General features: G+C 39.4%; 17 protein-coding genes. 5 read left to right on the top strand and 12 right to left on the bottom strand.

Annotated elements, in window-relative coordinates:
- Nucleotides 1-123: 123 nt before the first annotated feature.
- Nucleotides 124-1,566 (bottom strand): phospholipase D family protein, encoded by a 1,443-nt coding sequence (locus AC0VZ9_RS12635; RefSeq protein WP_009334706.1) that lies wholly within the window; start codon nt 1,564-1,566, stop codon nt 124-126.
- A gap of 131 nt (nt 1,567-1,697) precedes the next feature.
- The gene (locus AC0VZ9_RS12630; RefSeq protein WP_009334707.1) at nt 1,698-2,021 is read right to left on the bottom strand and encodes a DUF3243 domain-containing protein; all 324 of its coding nucleotides are present in this window, start codon (nt 2,019-2,021) and stop codon (nt 1,698-1,700) included.
- 196 nt (nt 2,022-2,217) lie between these two features.
- Between AC0VZ9_RS12630 and plsY the strand changes: the two genes are divergently transcribed.
- The 4 genes from plsY to AC0VZ9_RS12610 all read left to right on the top strand — a co-directional run bounded on the left by plsY (nt 2,218) and on the right by AC0VZ9_RS12610 (nt 6,347).
- The gene (gene plsY, locus AC0VZ9_RS12625; RefSeq protein WP_009334708.1) at nt 2,218-2,802 is read left to right on the top strand and encodes a glycerol-3-phosphate 1-O-acyltransferase PlsY; all 585 of its coding nucleotides are present in this window, start codon (nt 2,218-2,220) and stop codon (nt 2,800-2,802) included.
- Nucleotides 2,803-3,075: 273 nt separating this feature from the next.
- Complete coding sequence (locus AC0VZ9_RS12620; RefSeq protein WP_475397444.1) at nt 3,076-4,152, top strand: sensor histidine kinase; 1,077 nt, start codon at nt 3,076-3,078, stop codon at nt 4,150-4,152.
- A 157-nt stretch (nt 4,153-4,309) separates the two neighbouring features.
- Nucleotides 4,310-5,467 carry a CapA family protein gene (locus tag AC0VZ9_RS12615; RefSeq protein ID WP_251175525.1) on the top strand — a complete coding sequence of 386 codons (1,158 nt, stop codon included), beginning with the start codon at nt 4,310-4,312 and terminating at the stop codon, nt 5,465-5,467.
- A gap of 67 nt (nt 5,468-5,534) precedes the next feature.
- Nucleotides 5,535-6,347: a CPBP family intramembrane glutamic endopeptidase gene (locus tag AC0VZ9_RS12610; RefSeq protein ID WP_071159001.1), complete on the top strand. Its 813-nt coding sequence runs from the start codon at nt 5,535-5,537 to the stop codon at nt 6,345-6,347.
- Between the two features lie 95 nt (nt 6,348-6,442).
- On the opposite strand, the gene AC0VZ9_RS12605 is transcribed toward AC0VZ9_RS12610, so the two are convergent.
- Complete coding sequence (locus AC0VZ9_RS12605; RefSeq protein WP_071158999.1) at nt 6,443-6,703, bottom strand: hypothetical protein; 261 nt, start codon at nt 6,701-6,703, stop codon at nt 6,443-6,445.
- 98 nt (nt 6,704-6,801) lie between these two features.
- On the opposite strand from AC0VZ9_RS12605, the gene AC0VZ9_RS12600 reads away from it, so the two are divergent.
- Nucleotides 6,802-7,095, top strand: coding sequence for a HesB/YadR/YfhF family protein (locus AC0VZ9_RS12600; RefSeq protein ID WP_009334713.1), 294 nt, complete (start codon nt 6,802-6,804; stop codon nt 7,093-7,095).
- A 28-nt stretch (nt 7,096-7,123) separates the two neighbouring features.
- Here AC0VZ9_RS12600 and AC0VZ9_RS12595 read toward each other — a convergent pair whose 3' ends face one another.
- The 9 genes from AC0VZ9_RS12595 to acnA all read right to left on the bottom strand — a co-directional run bounded on the left by AC0VZ9_RS12595 (nt 7,124) and on the right by acnA (nt 15,122).
- Complete coding sequence (locus AC0VZ9_RS12595) at nt 7,124-7,423, bottom strand: hypothetical protein (RefSeq protein WP_009334714.1); 300 nt, start codon at nt 7,421-7,423, stop codon at nt 7,124-7,126.
- Nucleotides 7,424-7,456: 33 nt separating this feature from the next.
- Entirely contained in the window at nt 7,457-7,894 is a 438-nt protein-coding gene (locus tag AC0VZ9_RS12590) for an acyl-CoA thioesterase (protein WP_009334715.1), read from the bottom strand.
- A gap of 2 nt (nt 7,895-7,896) precedes the next feature.
- Entirely contained in the window at nt 7,897-10,209 is a 2,313-nt protein-coding gene (locus AC0VZ9_RS12585; protein ID WP_475397443.1) for an AAA family ATPase, read from the bottom strand.
- A gap of 143 nt (nt 10,210-10,352) precedes the next feature.
- Nucleotides 10,353-10,595: a small acid-soluble spore protein Tlp gene (gene tlp, locus AC0VZ9_RS12580; protein WP_009334717.1), complete on the bottom strand. Its 243-nt coding sequence runs from the start codon at nt 10,593-10,595 to the stop codon at nt 10,353-10,355.
- Between the two features lie 153 nt (nt 10,596-10,748).
- Nucleotides 10,749-10,892, bottom strand: coding sequence for an acid-soluble spore protein N (locus AC0VZ9_RS12575; protein WP_009334718.1), 144 nt, complete (start codon nt 10,890-10,892; stop codon nt 10,749-10,751).
- Nucleotides 10,893-10,954: 62 nt separating this feature from the next.
- Nucleotides 10,955-11,086, bottom strand: a complete 132-nt coding sequence (locus AC0VZ9_RS12570) for an FbpB family small basic protein (protein WP_026041570.1) — start codon at nt 11,084-11,086, stop codon at nt 10,955-10,957.
- A 233-nt stretch (nt 11,087-11,319) separates the two neighbouring features.
- On the bottom strand, nt 11,320-11,841 hold the full coding sequence (locus AC0VZ9_RS12565; RefSeq protein WP_475397442.1) for a peroxiredoxin family protein: 522 nt from the start codon (nt 11,839-11,841) through the stop codon (nt 11,320-11,322).
- Nucleotides 11,842-11,896: 55 nt separating this feature from the next.
- Nucleotides 11,897-12,313, bottom strand: coding sequence for a hypothetical protein (locus tag AC0VZ9_RS12560; RefSeq protein ID WP_252246382.1), 417 nt, complete (start codon nt 12,311-12,313; stop codon nt 11,897-11,899).
- 100 nt (nt 12,314-12,413) lie between these two features.
- Nucleotides 12,414-15,122 carry an aconitate hydratase AcnA gene (gene acnA / locus AC0VZ9_RS12555; RefSeq protein WP_009334722.1) on the bottom strand — a complete coding sequence of 903 codons (2,709 nt, stop codon included), beginning with the start codon at nt 15,120-15,122 and terminating at the stop codon, nt 12,414-12,416.
- Between the last annotated feature and the right edge of the window lie 100 nt (nt 15,123-15,222).

The raw sequence follows: 15,222 nt of genomic DNA, 5'->3' as shown, positions 1-15,222 counted from the left end.
CTCCCTTAATTCCATCGTATCGAAATAAACAGAAAATGGGAAGAAAATTTAGAATACCTACAACTTATTTCCGCCCCCCTCCTATATTAACGGAATGAAAACAGGAAAGGTTTCAGGTTTTTATCAATATGTTGTAAAGTGAGTAAGATTCTGCAATCTGTAAGTAATATATTTTACCAAAGGCATTTTTTCATTGGAAGGATAGTTTTTCGTATAAATTGCACCGTTATTATTCCAAAGCTTATTAAAGTAGCTGTCGACATCCTTCATAACCTGGGATTGGTCAGGAGCGCTGATTTTTAAATTTGTCTCCAGGTTTAAATCATCCAGATTTCTCTTTGTAAAATTGGCTGAGCCAGCAATGATCATACTATTTTCTTTGCCGGTTACATACATGATTTTCGAATGGTATTGCTCAAATCCCGTATTGTACCATCTGATTTTTATGTTTTCGTGGCCTAATTTGTCTAATTCAGCTGCGACAGGTATATTCGGAAGCCCAATTTTCTCAGAGCCGAAAGCATTCTGATTTGGATCCAGGATCATTTTTACTTTCACTCCCCGATCAGCTGCCTTTTTTAGAGAATCAACCACTTTCCGGTCAGCAAGATAGAACATGCCGAGCCAGATGGTTTCACCTTTGCCGGATTTATTGATTTCTTTAATAATGTGTTTATAGATTTTCCCTTCAGTCAGCACCTGGGCCTTTACAGTCCCAGTTTTTTTGCTGTCTTCAGGCTTAAAATCTGTCAGTTTGCCTGATGCTGAATAATCGACCACCGCCTGCTCGGTTTTAACGAGATCAGCCAGGATTGGCCCTTTTACTTCAAACGCGATATTAGAATGATACCCACTGGCATTGTGGGGATTTCCGGATGTTACAATCCCTGTTTTCTCCGTTACAAAAACCTTCCGGTGATTTGCTTTAATATTCATGAGATCGAGATATGACCGAAATGTCACTTCAGGAGCATTTTCTGCGAGCGGATTGGGAAGCCAGCCATTGCCTCCCTGTCCAAACCACTGTATAAATACACGCCAAAATGCCGAATAAATTGGATTAGAATCTCTCAAAGGGACTAATGAAGTATAAACTACATTTATTCCATTCTCCTTCAGCTTCTTGAATTCGGGTACATCATGTGATCCATATGTGCTGTTAATCCGATCTGTGATCACTGTAATATCCATATTGGGGTGGCTCTGTTTTTGTTCGATGAGCTTATCAGTTATTTTACCGCTAATATCCGGATAATCTTTATCCCCATCAGTAAAACCATTGAATAAAAACATATCCATCACGATAAAATCCTCCGCCTCACCAATGGCTTCTAATATCCGCTTAAAGATCTGATGATCGCTTTCTCTTCTGCCGTTACCTTTTTCAAAATTCAAATCGTATAAAAACTTAATATCTTCTACAGTGTAAACTTCGCCTTCGAAAGAAAGGCCTTTTGGCAATGGTTTATTGGACTGATAGATAATAGTTGCTGCCAATACCAGCACAAGGCTCAAAATGGGTATCCATACCGTTTTTCTATTTAACTTTCCCAGAACCTTTTTCACCAGGACTCCCCCTACCCGCTAGACTGCGATAACTATATATAGACCATTTTTGACTATTGTAAACTCATCTATACGCCTTCACTCAATATAAAAGACGAAGGCCTGCGCCTTCGCCTTTAAAGATATATATTTTAACCTACAAGCTTTACAAGCATATGAGATAGTTTATGCTTTTCTTCTTCAGTTCCTACCTTCCACAATTCCTGCAGAAGCTTTTCTTCCCTGTTTCTTGGATCTTCTTTGGAAGCCAGATAATCGCCTACCTTTTGAGCTGTGTTCGCGAGCTGTTCCTCATCCATGCCCATTTTCTGGCCCAGGGAGACCTTTCCGCTTAAATATTCTTTAAAACCGTCAAAGCTTGATAGAATTTCATCTTTCTTTTCGCTTCCCATATTACTGAGTTTTTCCTCTACATTGCCTGCTTGTCCATTTACGTTATTCATATTCTGTTCCATGCTTGAATCTCTCCTTTATATGGATTTGATTGCTGTGACAGTCTACTAATACCCGCTGTTAATCATGTCAAACACAAGCCAGAGAGTTTGAAAAACCTCCCTGAAATAAATTGGACAACTTTTTATTTGCACATGGTATGCAGGTTTGCTCACATGGTACAATATACTAACATAGAAAGTATGAAGGAGAGTTTTTATGATTTATGGAATTATCATTATTTTAGCTTACTTACTGGGCTCCATTCCTTCTGGTTTAATAGTAGGAAAACTTTTTTATGGAGTGGATATCCGTGAGCATGGCAGCGGAAATTTAGGCGGAACTAATACTTTCCGGACCCTTGGTGTTAAGGCCGGCATGATTGTGACCATAGCTGATATCTTAAAAGGCACCCTTGCTGCATCCCTGCCCTTTTTCTTTGGATCGGACATGCATCATCTTGCTGCAGGAGTTTTTGCAGTTATTGGGCACATGTATCCGCTGTTTGCCGGCTTTCGCGGTGGTAAAGCAGTCGCTACATCGGGGGGAGTGCTGTTAGCCTATGTTCCCTTAATGTTTCTTATCATATTGGGTGTTTTCTTTCTAAGCCTTTACATAACCAAGTACGTGTCCTTGTCCTCTATTCTGGCAGCACTGGCATCCATCATTTACGCACTAATTATATGGGACATTCCACTAATTATAGTAGTATCTATACTTGGCATCTTTGTTATTTACAGACATAGGGAAAATATTAAACGAATCAGGGACAAAACCGAGCCCAAAATAAAATGGCTTGGCTGAAAACCAGCCAGCCTGCAATGCAGCAGACTAGATCTGCTGTATTTTTTTGTCTAATTTTCTAATTCTTAAATTATTTTCTGATATTTCAGTCTAGTTTATTTGAATAAAGTGTTAAAGGAATATTATACTGATTACATAGGCCTAGAAACATAATACTATAAAGCCTATATAACAATTTTTATACATAAAGAAACATAAATTGATATCTTTCGCCATACATTAGTTTAGGCTAAAATTTCAGCCAAAAACGTTAAAGTTAGGATGAAGAAATAAATGGATAAAACTCAAGGTCTGCTGGAAAATGTTTCCTTCCCATACTTTCTCATTGATCATAACCTAAGAATACTCACTTCATCATTAATAAGTGCTGAAGGAGTGTTTACTGAATTTTTGGCAACAGAAGATATTAGCAGATTCAACAATCTATTAAAGAAAAATGAATCTGGCATTTTTAAACTTAAAATAGGTAATAGCATTCTTCCATATAGAATTCATCTAGAAAAAAGTGATGCTGCGCACTATCATCTTTTTTGTTTTCCCCTCTCTTCAGAAGATGAGGAATTAAGAAAGATGGCGGAGCACATGCAAAAAAGGCTGCACCGCGTTAATTACCAATTAAGAGAAAAAAAGAAACACTTAAATAAAGCAGTGAAAGAGAATAAAGAAACTGTTTTGATATCTGACTATTCAGCTGATGCTGGACAGTTAGCGGGGATTGCACATGAGATCCGGAATCCGCTAACAACTGTAAAAGGATTTTTACAGCTTTTGAAGCCTTATTTATTAGAAATCGGAAAAGAACAGTACGCTGAGATTGCAATTGAAGAAATTAATCGGGCAAATGATATAATATATGAATTCTTAAATGCATCAAAACCTCCTCAAAACAAAAGAACGGAAATAGAAGTCAACAGATTAGTTAAGGAAATGAAAATATTCTTCGAAAGCGAGGCGCATATTAGAAATATTAACCTTTCTGTATGCCTTTGCCCTAATAATCCCATTTTCTATGGTGATGTGAAGCAGATAAAGCAGGTCCTCATCAATATTATTAGAAATGCAATGGAAGCATGTGAAAGCATTCCTGCTCCAGAAGGAAAAATAGATCTTAAAGCAAAAGCCCTTAACCAAAAAGTATCCATCACCATCCAAGATAATGGATTGGGAATGTCAGAAAAAACAATAAGCAAATTGTTCGTCCCATTCTATACAACAAAAGAAAAAGGAACCGGCATCGGTCTATCCATATGCCAAAAAATAATTGAAGAGCATGATGGCAAGATAAATGTCCATTCGAAAATGTCACAGGGCACTGTCTTTGAAATTGAATTTCCGATGATTATCAACTGAAGTTATTAATTATTATTTTGTAAACAGTTATCAATGGAAATCAGATTATGACATTTAAAATAAAAAAATAGCAGAAAAATGATGAAAATTGAAAAAATTCATATTAAAATTAGACTATTAATATATCTTTATACTCTATATTAAGGGGATAATTTTTATGAAATTCAGTAATGCCTTCTTACTATCCACAGTCATCTGTACAATGTTAATTATTTGTTCGGCTTTATTCATCTATCAATTGCACACAGAGAATAAAGCGGAGGCAGCTGAAGCAAAACCTGCTCAATTGCATATGGAAAACAGAGAAACCACCGCGGTTAATAAAATGCTTATAGAGAAGGCGACATTGGGAGCAATTGGCGACATCCTTATTCATGACAGGGTATATAATGTTGCACAAACAAAAACAGGCTATGATTTCAAACCAATGTTTGAACATGCAAAAACGCTATTAAAAACGCCCGACATCCTGCTTGCCAATCAAGAAACTATTTTGGGAGGTCCGGAAATAGGAATTTCCAGTTACCCCATGTTCAACAGCCCTCAGGAAGTGGGAGACGCCCTCATTGAGGCTGGTGTTGACATAGTTTCAACTGCCAATAACCATTCACTCGATAAGGGAGAAAAAGGATTGAAAACATCCCTGGATTATTTGGATCAGATAGGATTGCCGCATGTGGGAACAAACAGAACACCCAGCGAACAGCAAACCTTGAAGGTAATAAACAAAAACGGAATTAAAGTTGCTTATCTTTCTTACACATATGGTACAAACGGAATTCCCGTTCCGGCAGGAAAAGATTATCTCGTTAACCTCATTGATAGAACAGCAATGAAAGAGGAAATTAACCGGGCAAAAGATGAAGCTGACGTAGTTGTTATGAGTATGCATTGGGGAAATGAATACCAGCTTCAGCCCACAGAGGAACAAAAGGAACTGGCAGAGGTCCTCGCAAATGATGGTGTGGATATTATTTTCGGACACCATCCACATGTACTGCAGCCAATGGAATGGATTGACAGGAAAGACGGACGGAAATCTCTTGTTGTATACTCTCTAGGCAATTTTTTATCCGGCCAGATTAATGATTACAAGGACATAGGCGGTATTGCAACTGTGGAGATTACGAAATATATTGATCAAAACGGGGTCGATATTGAACTTTCCAATCCGGGGTTCATCCCGACATACGTAAGTAATAAACAGCCAAAATATCGGGTAGTACCATTGAAGGATGCTGGCGGCTATGGCCTTCCCAATGCAGAGTCGAAATACAGCGAAATTATGGCACATATGCTCGATCATGTTCAATAAAGCGCTTTTTGGCGCTTTTTTTGTGTAAAAAATGGTAAAATATTTTGTAGGCAAAGGAGGTCTGATCATGAAAACCGCTTATGTTAATAAGTCTTTTCCTTATTTGCAATTATGTATATTCACAGCTGCAATATTGCTTTTTCAATACAAACTTTTTGCTTTCGCTTTCATACTTTGTTTTGGGCTTATCATTTTTTTACTATTCACTTCAGAGCAGGAACGTGTTTTTCCCTGGATCATTGCAGGGTATTTAACAGGCAGTCTACTGTTTCTTTACGGCGATAAAATGCTAGATGCACTGTCTTTTCAACACTCCATTTTAATGATTTTCAATCGGATTCTACTGTTGATCCCTATCCTTCTTCTTGTTTATATCTCAAAAAAATTTAACAAAACTGCCATTCCTTTTTGGCGGAAGCCGGATTGGAATTCCCAAATATTTTTTCCATTCATATGGAGCGGCTTCCATTCATTAAAAATAAAACATTTTCTTGTGGTTGCTATCATGATTAATTTTGCTTCATTTGCGTATTCAATTTTTTTAGCTGAAAACTCCTTAACCAGGGACTTTATCATTTTCCTGATTGGTTTCTCCATCATTAATGGAATGATGGAAGAGCTCTTATGGAGAGGAATCATCTTATCCAGAATGTCGGAGCTTTCAGGAGAAAAGACAGCTGTCCTTTTTTCTGGGCTGGCGTTCGGTTTTTCCCATATAATGCTAGGCTACTCTTTTATCTCATGTCTGCTGTTTGCTTTTGGCGGAGTTTTTTATGCCGCCATTACAGTAAAATCCCGAAGCATTTTTCCGGCTGTCATATGGCATATTGCCATGAATGTATTTATGATTCTAAGCGGATTCATCCCTTTTCCAGGTTAAAAGCAGGACTTCTGACAGCAGCAAGTCCTTTTTATGTATAGGATTAAAGTAGCTTAATAAGCATAGCTGGATACACATCCTACTTTGCCAAATTATTAATGTCCTCCTCCAAATACCAGCTCCTGAAGAAAAACCATGCCAACAGAAAGCAGACCCAAAACTGCCATCAGGGGGACGAAAAGATTTTTGCTTTTATGAAAGATAAATGTAAGGGCAAAATACAATAGAGCTGATACAGTTAAAAAAATCCCTGATTCAGTTAATTTTTTAGTACCATCCGTTTGAATGAACACCTGGAGGGCTATGCCTGTAAACAGAGCGGCACCTAAGATATTAAAAAAACGAAATGAATTCATCTAATCACCCCATCAATTCATTTTATGAAAACATTATATTCGCGCATAAAGAAAAACTAGCCTATAATATGACTATCACCCAGGAGGAGGAATTTCAAATGAACATACATATTGAAGATCAGGCTGCCCAATGGTATCAGGAGGAAATGCTCTTGAATAAGGGTGACTTCGTCCGCTTTTTTGCAAGATATGGCGGGTGCAGTACTGTCCAGCAGGGATTTTCATTAGGAGTCTCTAATGAACACCCACATAACGCAGGAGTCCAGACTGAAAAAAACGGAATTACTTATTTTATTGAAGAAAAGGACTTATGGTACTTTGATAATCATGATTTATTGGTGACATTTAATGAGAAAGCACAGGAACCTGAATTCAAATATAACAATGGGTAAAAGAAGCAGATCCGGCCTGCTTCTTTTTTCATTTCAGCCTTTCCAGCTGCTCCCAAAGCTTTTCCTTTTCAAGGATTTCTTTCTGCCTGGCACCAATCAAATCATAGTGCGAGTACCCATCATTCCGATAATCAATCCACTCAGGCTTTAGGCCATGTGTTTCTCCCCATTCTATCAATTTCTTCAGATCCGAACATCCGACCTTTGTGACCGTTTTACAGCCTGGGAAACGATCATCTATCCAATAATGGGTTAAAAAAGCAATTTCTCCACGATCAATTTTCATCTTCCATTCCTGAAGATCTTTTCTGCGAAGACCGAATGCCATATATTTTCTCCATCCTTTAAGCAGCAGGCAAAATTATTTGACAGCACTCTCAGGCTGCTTTTTAGCTTCTTCATATGCTTCATGCCAATCAGGATATTTCTTTTTAATTGATATCGGCCGGAAATTATCCTTTTTGACGCAAACATGCTTGGACAAGCCTGTTACTGCAAGGTCTCCTTCATCATTGTATATTTCATATCCATAGCTGACGCGGAACCCGTCATACTCTTCAATCCACGTTTTTATCGTCGCGGTTTGACCGTAGCGCAATGGTTTCTTGTAGGAAGCCAGGATATCCAGAACAGGCGAAATGATGCCATCCTTCTCCATTTCAGCATAACTGAATCCAAGGTCTTTTATGATCTGTGTCCGGCCAAGCTCCATCCAAACCAGATAATTGGCGTGATACACGACTCCCATTTGATCTGTTTCTGCATACCTTACTTCTATTTCTTTTGTTGAAATGAGCATACCTATTCCCCTTTGCTTATCTTATTTAAAGCGATTTCGAAATCTTCTTTTTCCAAAATGCTAACCTGCTCAATATCCTCATCAATTGCTGATACAATTCTCATTGCCTGTGCCTGAATCGCCTCATCCGCAAGGTTGGCGGCAAAACGTCCGTTCCCATTTATTTCGATCTTTGATATAGTGCGGTTAAGGTAGTCCCTCGCTTCTTCCGTAGGCGTATATTCATATTGTCCAGCATACGAAATGATTATTTCCAAGAGCTCTGCCGTTGAATAATCCTTAAAATGAAAGAACTTTTTAAATCGGGACTTTAACCCGGGATTGCTTGACAATAGCTTCTCCATTTCATTTGGATAGCCTGCTAAAACAACGACAAGGTTTTCGTTATGTTTTGTCATTTCATCCACTAATGTATCGATGACTTCTTTTCCGAAATCTCCTGATGTCTGGGAAAGAAGTGAATAGGCCTCATCGATGAATAGGACGCCACCTAATGCCTCTCTTATCTTTTTCTTTGTTTTGATGGCGGTTTGGCCTACATAGCCAGCTACAAAATCCGCACGGCTCGCAACCATCAAATGTCCTCGTTTAAGAAATCCGCATTCCTCCAGCAATTCTGCATAAATCTTGGCTACAGTCGTTTTCCCTGTCCCCGGATTACCGGTAAATACTGAATGCAGCTGGATAGGGACTACAGGTAGCCCTCTTTCACGGCGCAGCTGCTGCATCTTAACAAATGACACTAAGTTTTGAACTTCTGTTTTGACTGTTTCAAGTCCGATTAACTGGGCAAGCTGCTCTTGAGGATTCATTACCTTTTCTTCTTCTTCACTTTCAAAATCTTCTTTTTCCAGGAGTGTATATGACATGATGTTTTCGTTCATTTTAGCTTGGGAGCCTTTTCTAAAAATGGCATCAAGAACAATGTTTCTGACGGTCCTGGCATTTCCGAACGTATCATCAACCCGCTCTTTTTCAATTCGTTTGCCCAGTTCCTGCTTTGCTCCTTCCGTAAGGACATAATCATTATCCGCAGACAGCTTTTCAGCAATCTGGAGAAGCTCCACATTAGAATAATCAGGCAGTGCAATAAAATTTGACTCTGGAAAACGGCTCCGAAGGCCAGGATTGCTGTCCAGAAATTGTCTCATCTCTTCTGGATAACCGGCCATGATAACCGCAAACTTCCCCCCATATTCAGTCCCGGTCATCAGCGATACAAGAGTATCAATGGCTGTTTGTCCATAATCGCTGCCTGTCTGTCCCTCACGCTTTAAGCTGTACGCCTCATCAATGAACAGCACCCCACCGATTGCCTTTTCAACTGCCGCCCTGACATTTTCCTCTGTTTGCCCGACAAATCCGCCAACCAGCTGTGACCGATCTGCTTCAATCACTTCTTCCCGCGGCAATACACCCAGGCTATGATAAATCTTTGCTAAAAGCCGGGCAATAGTTGTTTTGCCTGTACCTGGATTGCCAGTTAGTATCATATTGAGGCTAAGTTCATCTTTCGTTTGAAAACCAAGTGACTTACGTTCGTTTTGATATTTTAAAAAACGGTAAAAGTCATGAACTCTGCTTTTGACCGAGTGCAGGCCAACCATTTCATTAAGTTCATCCAAGGGATCTTTTGATAAATCAGATTCTTCTTCCTCCGCATCAAATATCTCTTTCCATTCACCTTTAAGTCTGTTAATGGCATTCAAGTGCTTTTTCATATCGGTATAGTAGGTTGAAGTATGAAAAACACCGGATATAGATTGCTCATATTCTTCAGATGCTTTTAAAAGAAAAGCTGTTTCTTCAATAGCTTTTTCAAGTATTTCAGTCAGCTTCCGGTATTCCACATCCTCATAGGCATGCTGCTTTTTCTGCAGATCTTCTAACTCATCATCTGATTTGTTGATAAAGCTTCTGCAAATTTCTATAAATTGCTCAGCTGTCTTCTTTTTTGCTGCCCTGTTATCGGTCTCCCGAATCGGCGGGAAAGTCAGGGTTTCAAGAAGATTGCTTTTATTTTTCCATTCCGATTTTCCCAATTGGGCAGCCGCCATACTATTGCCATTGTCCAGTTCAACAGCTTTTTGCAGCCATGCACTGGCAAGAGTATCATCTGTATACCTGCTTAACCGTGAAATAGCGGCAATGGTCAGTAATTCCGAAAGCAGTCCGGGATCTGCCTTTTCATTGATGTTTTTAATAACATTAAGCAATTCTGCTTCATTTTGTATGTATCCGTATTGATCAAGCTCATTTTTCCAATGATATGCCTGACCCTCTGCCGGTTTTGCCTGTCTTTTCTGCTGTGTCATCGATTATCACTTCTTCTTCTTAGTTTCCACAACTTATCTTACCATATTTCTGTAATTATCTATAAGGATGAGCTTCTTATCATGACCTTCCAGCAGAAAAAGACCTAATCACACTGGATCAGGTCTTTATAGGATGCTAATAATTATTGTTCAACGTTATTGCCGTTCTGCTGTGCCTGATATTCGTCCTTTATTTCTGAACGGAATGAAGCAAGGCTTTCCCTGCGGCGTTCATTTTTTGCTTCAATCCTTGCAAGATCTTCTGCATTTGCATACTTCATTGATTCTTCAGCTTCGTCCATATTCTCGATAGTATGAACGATCATGGATTGAAGCTTTTCAACGTTATCGCTGCGGTCATCTGGATTTGGTCTGTTATGTGCCATGGTTTGTTCCTCCCTTTATTAGGTGATGGTACAAAATTAGTTTGTGAAAGAACAAGAAAAATATTGGCGGTAATGTGTGGGCAGCTTGCCTGTGGTATGCCTGAATTTTGAAACAAAAAACCTGCCGAAAATGAAACGGCAGGTTAATTACAATTATTCGCCTTTAGTTTGAATTACTTGTGCATGCTGTCCGGATTTGTCCTGCATTTTTTTGCCTTTGTTGCCGCCAAATCCGCGTGATTGTGTACCAATATGGTTCGGAGCAAAATGATTAGGGTGTCTTTTTTGATTACTCATTGATATCCCTCCTCATTTTAAGTATGGTCAAATGCAGAGAGTTTCATGAATGGCAAGTAATTCTATTCGGCCTTATTAAGACGTTTAAGCTCGAGGCGTTCTTCGATTTTTTCCATTGCATCTTGGTCTTTAAGAAGCTGGCGTTTATTTTCTGAAACTAATTCAGCAAAGGAGCGTTTTCTAGGCTTTCTCATAAATCTTTCACCTTCCTTTAATACCATTGTAACAGTCATTATCTCCAGAAACTCTTTAAATTATTACAACTTTTCGAAAATTTAATCCGCATATATCCACAATACGTGAAAAAAGTACATAAGGTTCGCTTTTATTGGTAAAATATTCATAAAAATCACTCTTCTAATTTCATTTCCTTTTTTATAGCGGTGTAAACCTATACATAAAAAACATCTGCTCTTTGCAGATGTTTTTACATTTCATCTATATACTGATTCATAATCTCCAGGGACATTGCACTTAAGTATTTATTCCGGATAATTCCTTCTTCATCAATAAAAAAAGTGGTAGGAATCGTCATTATCTGATAGGCATTAGATACTTTTTCATCTACATCAAGCAGTATGGGAAAATTCACTCGCATTTCTTCCGCAAAACCGGCAACATCAGATTGTGGATCAATGTTCACTGCTAAGATAGCAACTTGATTTCCCTTTTGAGTATAGAATTTTTGGATGTCAGGCATTTCAGCTTTACATGGAGGACACCATGTTGCCCAAAAGTTAAGCATAACTTTCTTTCCTTTATAATCTGAGAGCTTTACTGTTTCCCCCTGAAGGTTTTTCAATTCAAAATCTGGGGCTTTCAAGCCAATTCCTAAACCAGTCTGATTAACGGGATGACTCTCGACTTCATCTTTTTCAACTGCCTGCACTACAAATATTGCAGTAGTAATTATTAATAACACAGCTGCTGCAAATAATTTTTTGAACATGCTGTTTTCCCTCCCGGCTATTAAAACCTTTTTGCTTCCTTGATTGTATTTTAACCTAGAAAAGCAAAATTAATAAGGTTCTGAACAGCCAATAAGACAGCATAAATGTGACAGATCCGTAAACAATTCCATACATCCATTTTTTGAGCGGATATTTGTATTTCTTAATTTCCATTACTATATAGATAAGTGCCAATAAAGTCCCTAAAATGGCTCCTTTCCTTCCACCTGAGAAATATAAAATCCCTATAGGGCTGCTTAGAATATTTTCGGTTTGAAAGAGAATTGAACTAAACTTATAAGTGAAAAAGCCAAAGAGCATTGAATTGAGCATGACATTCAGAAAGATTTTTTTATATTCCTTTTGGTCTCTTAATACATTTGCAATAGTAAAATAAGCAACGATACCTGATAGCAGGACTAAAACCCATTCATACTTTACTATTAAAGGTCCAATCAAAAAAGCATCCAATGTCAACCCCCCAAAGTTAATATACATTTAAGATACCTAAGCCCGTATATTTTGTAAATAAAAAACCGCTATGTGAACGAGCACATAGCGGTTTTTTAAATTAATTTGCCAATTTATCACGAAGAACCATTTGCAGGATTCCGCCGTGGCGGTAGTAATCAATTTCAACTTCAGAGTCGAAACGAACAAGAGCTTCAAAAGTAGTCTGATTGCCGTTTTCATCTGTAGCTGTAACCTTAACAAAGTCACGCGGTCTAACATTTTCGTCGATTTGAACATCGATCGTTTCTTTACCTGACAAGCCAAGAGTTTCTGCACTTTCGCCTGCCTTGAACTGAAGCGGCAGAACACCCATTAGAACAAGGTTGGAGCGGTGGATACGCTCATAGCTTTCAGCAATAACTGTTTTAATTCCAAGCAAGTTCGTACCTTTTGCAGCCCAGTCACGGGAAGATCCCATTCCATAGTCTTTGCCGGCAAGAACTACTAAGCCAGTTCCATCTTCCTTGTATTTCATGCAAGCATCATAGATGGAAGTTACTTCGCCAGTTGGCCAGTATGTTGTGAAGCCGCCTTCTGTACCTGGTGCGATCTGGTTGCGGATACGGATGTTTGCAAATGTACCGCGCATCATAACTTCATGGTTACCGCGGCGGGATCCATAAGAGTTAAAGTCGCGTGGTTCAACACCGTTCTCGCGAAGGTATTTTCCTGCTGGTGTATCCTTGCCGATCGCACCTGCCGGAGAAATATGGTCAGTTGTGACAGAATCACCGAACTTGCCAACAACACGCAATCCTGATAAAGGTTTAACTTCATCAGCATTAGGAGTTAAGCCTTCAAAGAACGGAGGATTCTGGATATATGTTGAATTATCATCAAATGAATATAACGGCTCATTGCTTGTCTGGATTTGGTTCCAGCGGGCATTGTCATCAAATACATGCGCATATTCTTTACGGAACAATTCAGGTGTAACAGTCTGTTTAACCACTTCATTAACTTCAGCAGTAGATGGCCAAATGTCGTTAAAGAAGACATCGTTGCCATTCTTGTCTTTTCCGATTGGCTCGTTTTGAAGATCGATATCGACTGTTCCAGCTAGTGCATAAGCGACTACTAATGGCGGAGAAGCCAGGTAGTTAGCTTTTACAAGCGGATGGATACGCCCTTCAAAGTTACGGTTACCGGAAAGAACAGATGTTACAAGAAGATCGCTTTCAGCTACAGCCTTTTCGATTTCTTCTCTTAATGGGCCTGAGTTACCGATACATGTTGTACAGCCATACCCTACAAGGTTGAATCCAAGCTGTTCCATGTATGGAAGAAGTCCTGAATCACGCAGGTATCCAGTAACAACCTTAGATCCAGGAGCCAAGGAAGTTTTTACGAACTTAGGAACTTCCATTCCAAGTTCAACTGCCTTTTTCGCCACTAAACCTGCACCAACTAAAACATAAGGGTTTGAAGTATTTGTACAGCTAGTGATTGCCGCAATGGCAACAGCACCCGTTTTCATCTTGGTTGAATCGCCATTTGCAAACTCAACAGTGATTTCTTTGTCGATTTCTTTCTTATCCAAACCGAATCCCTGGTTGCCTTGAGGAGCTGTGATAGCGTCATTGAATTCCTTTTTCATAGCTGAAAGCGGAATTAAGTCCTGTGGACGCTTAGGACCTGAAAGGTTCGCTTCGATTTCGGCAAGATTGATTTCAACTACATTCGTATATACTGGCTCTAGAGCTGGATCAAAGAACATTCCATTTTCTTTGCAGTATTTTTCCACAATTTTGATTTGCTCTTCTGGACGTCCAGTCAGGCGCATGTAATCCAGAGCTTCCGCATCAACAGGGAAGAATCCGCAAGTAGCTCCGTATTCTGGTGCCATGTTAGCAATTGTAGCACGGTCAGCCAATGGAAGCTGTGTAACACCAGGACCGAAGAATTCTACAAACTTGCCAACCACTCCCTGGCTGCGCAGTACCTGGGTTACCTTTAATGCAAGGTCAGTAGCAGTTGTTCCGTTAGGAAGCTCGCCAGTAAGCTTAACCCCTACAACTTCAGGAACAGGGAAATATGAAGGCTGTCCCAGCATACCTGCTTCAGCTTCAATACCTCCTACACCCCATCCAAGAACGCCGATACCGTTGATCATGGTTGTATGGGAGTCAGTACCTACAAGAGTGTCAGGGAAAGTTTCAAAATCACCTTCCGTTGTTTCAAGAGCATGAACAACATTCGCAAGGAACTCAAGGTTTACCTGGTGAACAATACCTGTTGCAGGCGGAACTGCACGATAGTTGTCAAATGCCTTTTGTGCCCAGCTTAAGAACTGGTAGCGCTCAGCATTGCGCTCGAATTCAAGCTCCATGTTGGCTTCAAGAGAATCAGGTGTACCATACTTATCTACCTGTACAGAGTGGTCGATAACTAGATCAACCGGCTTCTCAGGATTGATTTTGTCAGGGTCCCCACCCATGTCAGCCATTGCCTTACGCAATGAAGCCAGGTCAACTACTGCCGGAACTCCAGTGAAGTCCTGCAGAATTACACGTGATGGTTTGAAAGGAACATCTACTTCTTTTACTTCAGAAGTTCCCCATTTTGCAAGGTTTTCAACATGCTCTTTTGTAATTACACGGCCGTCATATTGACGAAGTACTGATTCCAATAATACCTTAATAGAATAAGGCAATTTGGAAACATTACCTACTCCAGCTTCTTCCAGAGCGCCTAAATGATAGTAATGATAGCGCTTCCCGTCCAGATCAAAGGATTTGCGGGAATTGAACACATCATTCTTTGCCAAATGTATTACCCCCTCTTTCAATAAACATCATATACCAAGTGTTAGGTAATTGTCGAAAAGTTTGAATTTTCATCCATCCTTACTTTTCTCACAATTCCTA

This window comes from Cytobacillus sp. QJM3NY_8 (genome assembly GCF_056173585.1).
Note: the sequence above shows the minus strand (reverse complement) of the source record. Positions and strands in the feature narration are given on the sequence as shown.

Coding starts and splice junctions, on each gene's coding strand:
- AC0VZ9_RS12630 (WP_009334707.1), bottom strand. CDS start 2,021: ATGGAACAGAATATGAATAACGTAAATGGACAAGCAGGCAATGTAGAG.
- plsY (WP_009334708.1), top strand. CDS start 2,218: ATGATTTATGGAATTATCATTATTTTAGCTTACTTACTGGGCTCCATT.
- AC0VZ9_RS12620 (WP_475397444.1), top strand. CDS start 3,076: ATGGATAAAACTCAAGGTCTGCTGGAAAATGTTTCCTTCCCATACTTT.
- AC0VZ9_RS12615 (WP_251175525.1), top strand. CDS start 4,310: ATGAAATTCAGTAATGCCTTCTTACTATCCACAGTCATCTGTACAATG.
- AC0VZ9_RS12610 (WP_071159001.1), top strand. CDS start 5,535: ATGAAAACCGCTTATGTTAATAAGTCTTTTCCTTATTTGCAATTATGT.
- AC0VZ9_RS12605 (WP_071158999.1), bottom strand. CDS start 6,703: ATGAATTCATTTCGTTTTTTTAATATCTTAGGTGCCGCTCTGTTTACA.
- AC0VZ9_RS12600 (WP_009334713.1), top strand. CDS start 6,802: ATGAACATACATATTGAAGATCAGGCTGCCCAATGGTATCAGGAGGAA.
- AC0VZ9_RS12595 (WP_009334714.1), bottom strand. CDS start 7,423: ATGGCATTCGGTCTTCGCAGAAAAGATCTTCAGGAATGGAAGATGAAA.
- AC0VZ9_RS12590 (WP_009334715.1), bottom strand. CDS start 7,894: ATGCTCATTTCAACAAAAGAAATAGAAGTAAGGTATGCAGAAACAGAT.
- AC0VZ9_RS12585 (WP_475397443.1), bottom strand. CDS start 10,209: ATGACACAGCAGAAAAGACAGGCAAAACCGGCAGAGGGTCAGGCATAT.
- tlp (WP_009334717.1), bottom strand. CDS start 10,595: ATGGCACATAACAGACCAAATCCAGATGACCGCAGCGATAACGTTGAA.
- AC0VZ9_RS12575 (WP_009334718.1), bottom strand. CDS start 10,892: ATGAGTAATCAAAAAAGACACCCTAATCATTTTGCTCCGAACCATATT.
- AC0VZ9_RS12570 (WP_026041570.1), bottom strand. CDS start 11,086: ATGAGAAAGCCTAGAAAACGCTCCTTTGCTGAATTAGTTTCAGAAAAT.
- AC0VZ9_RS12565 (WP_475397442.1), bottom strand. CDS start 11,841: ATGTTCAAAAAATTATTTGCAGCAGCTGTGTTATTAATAATTACTACT.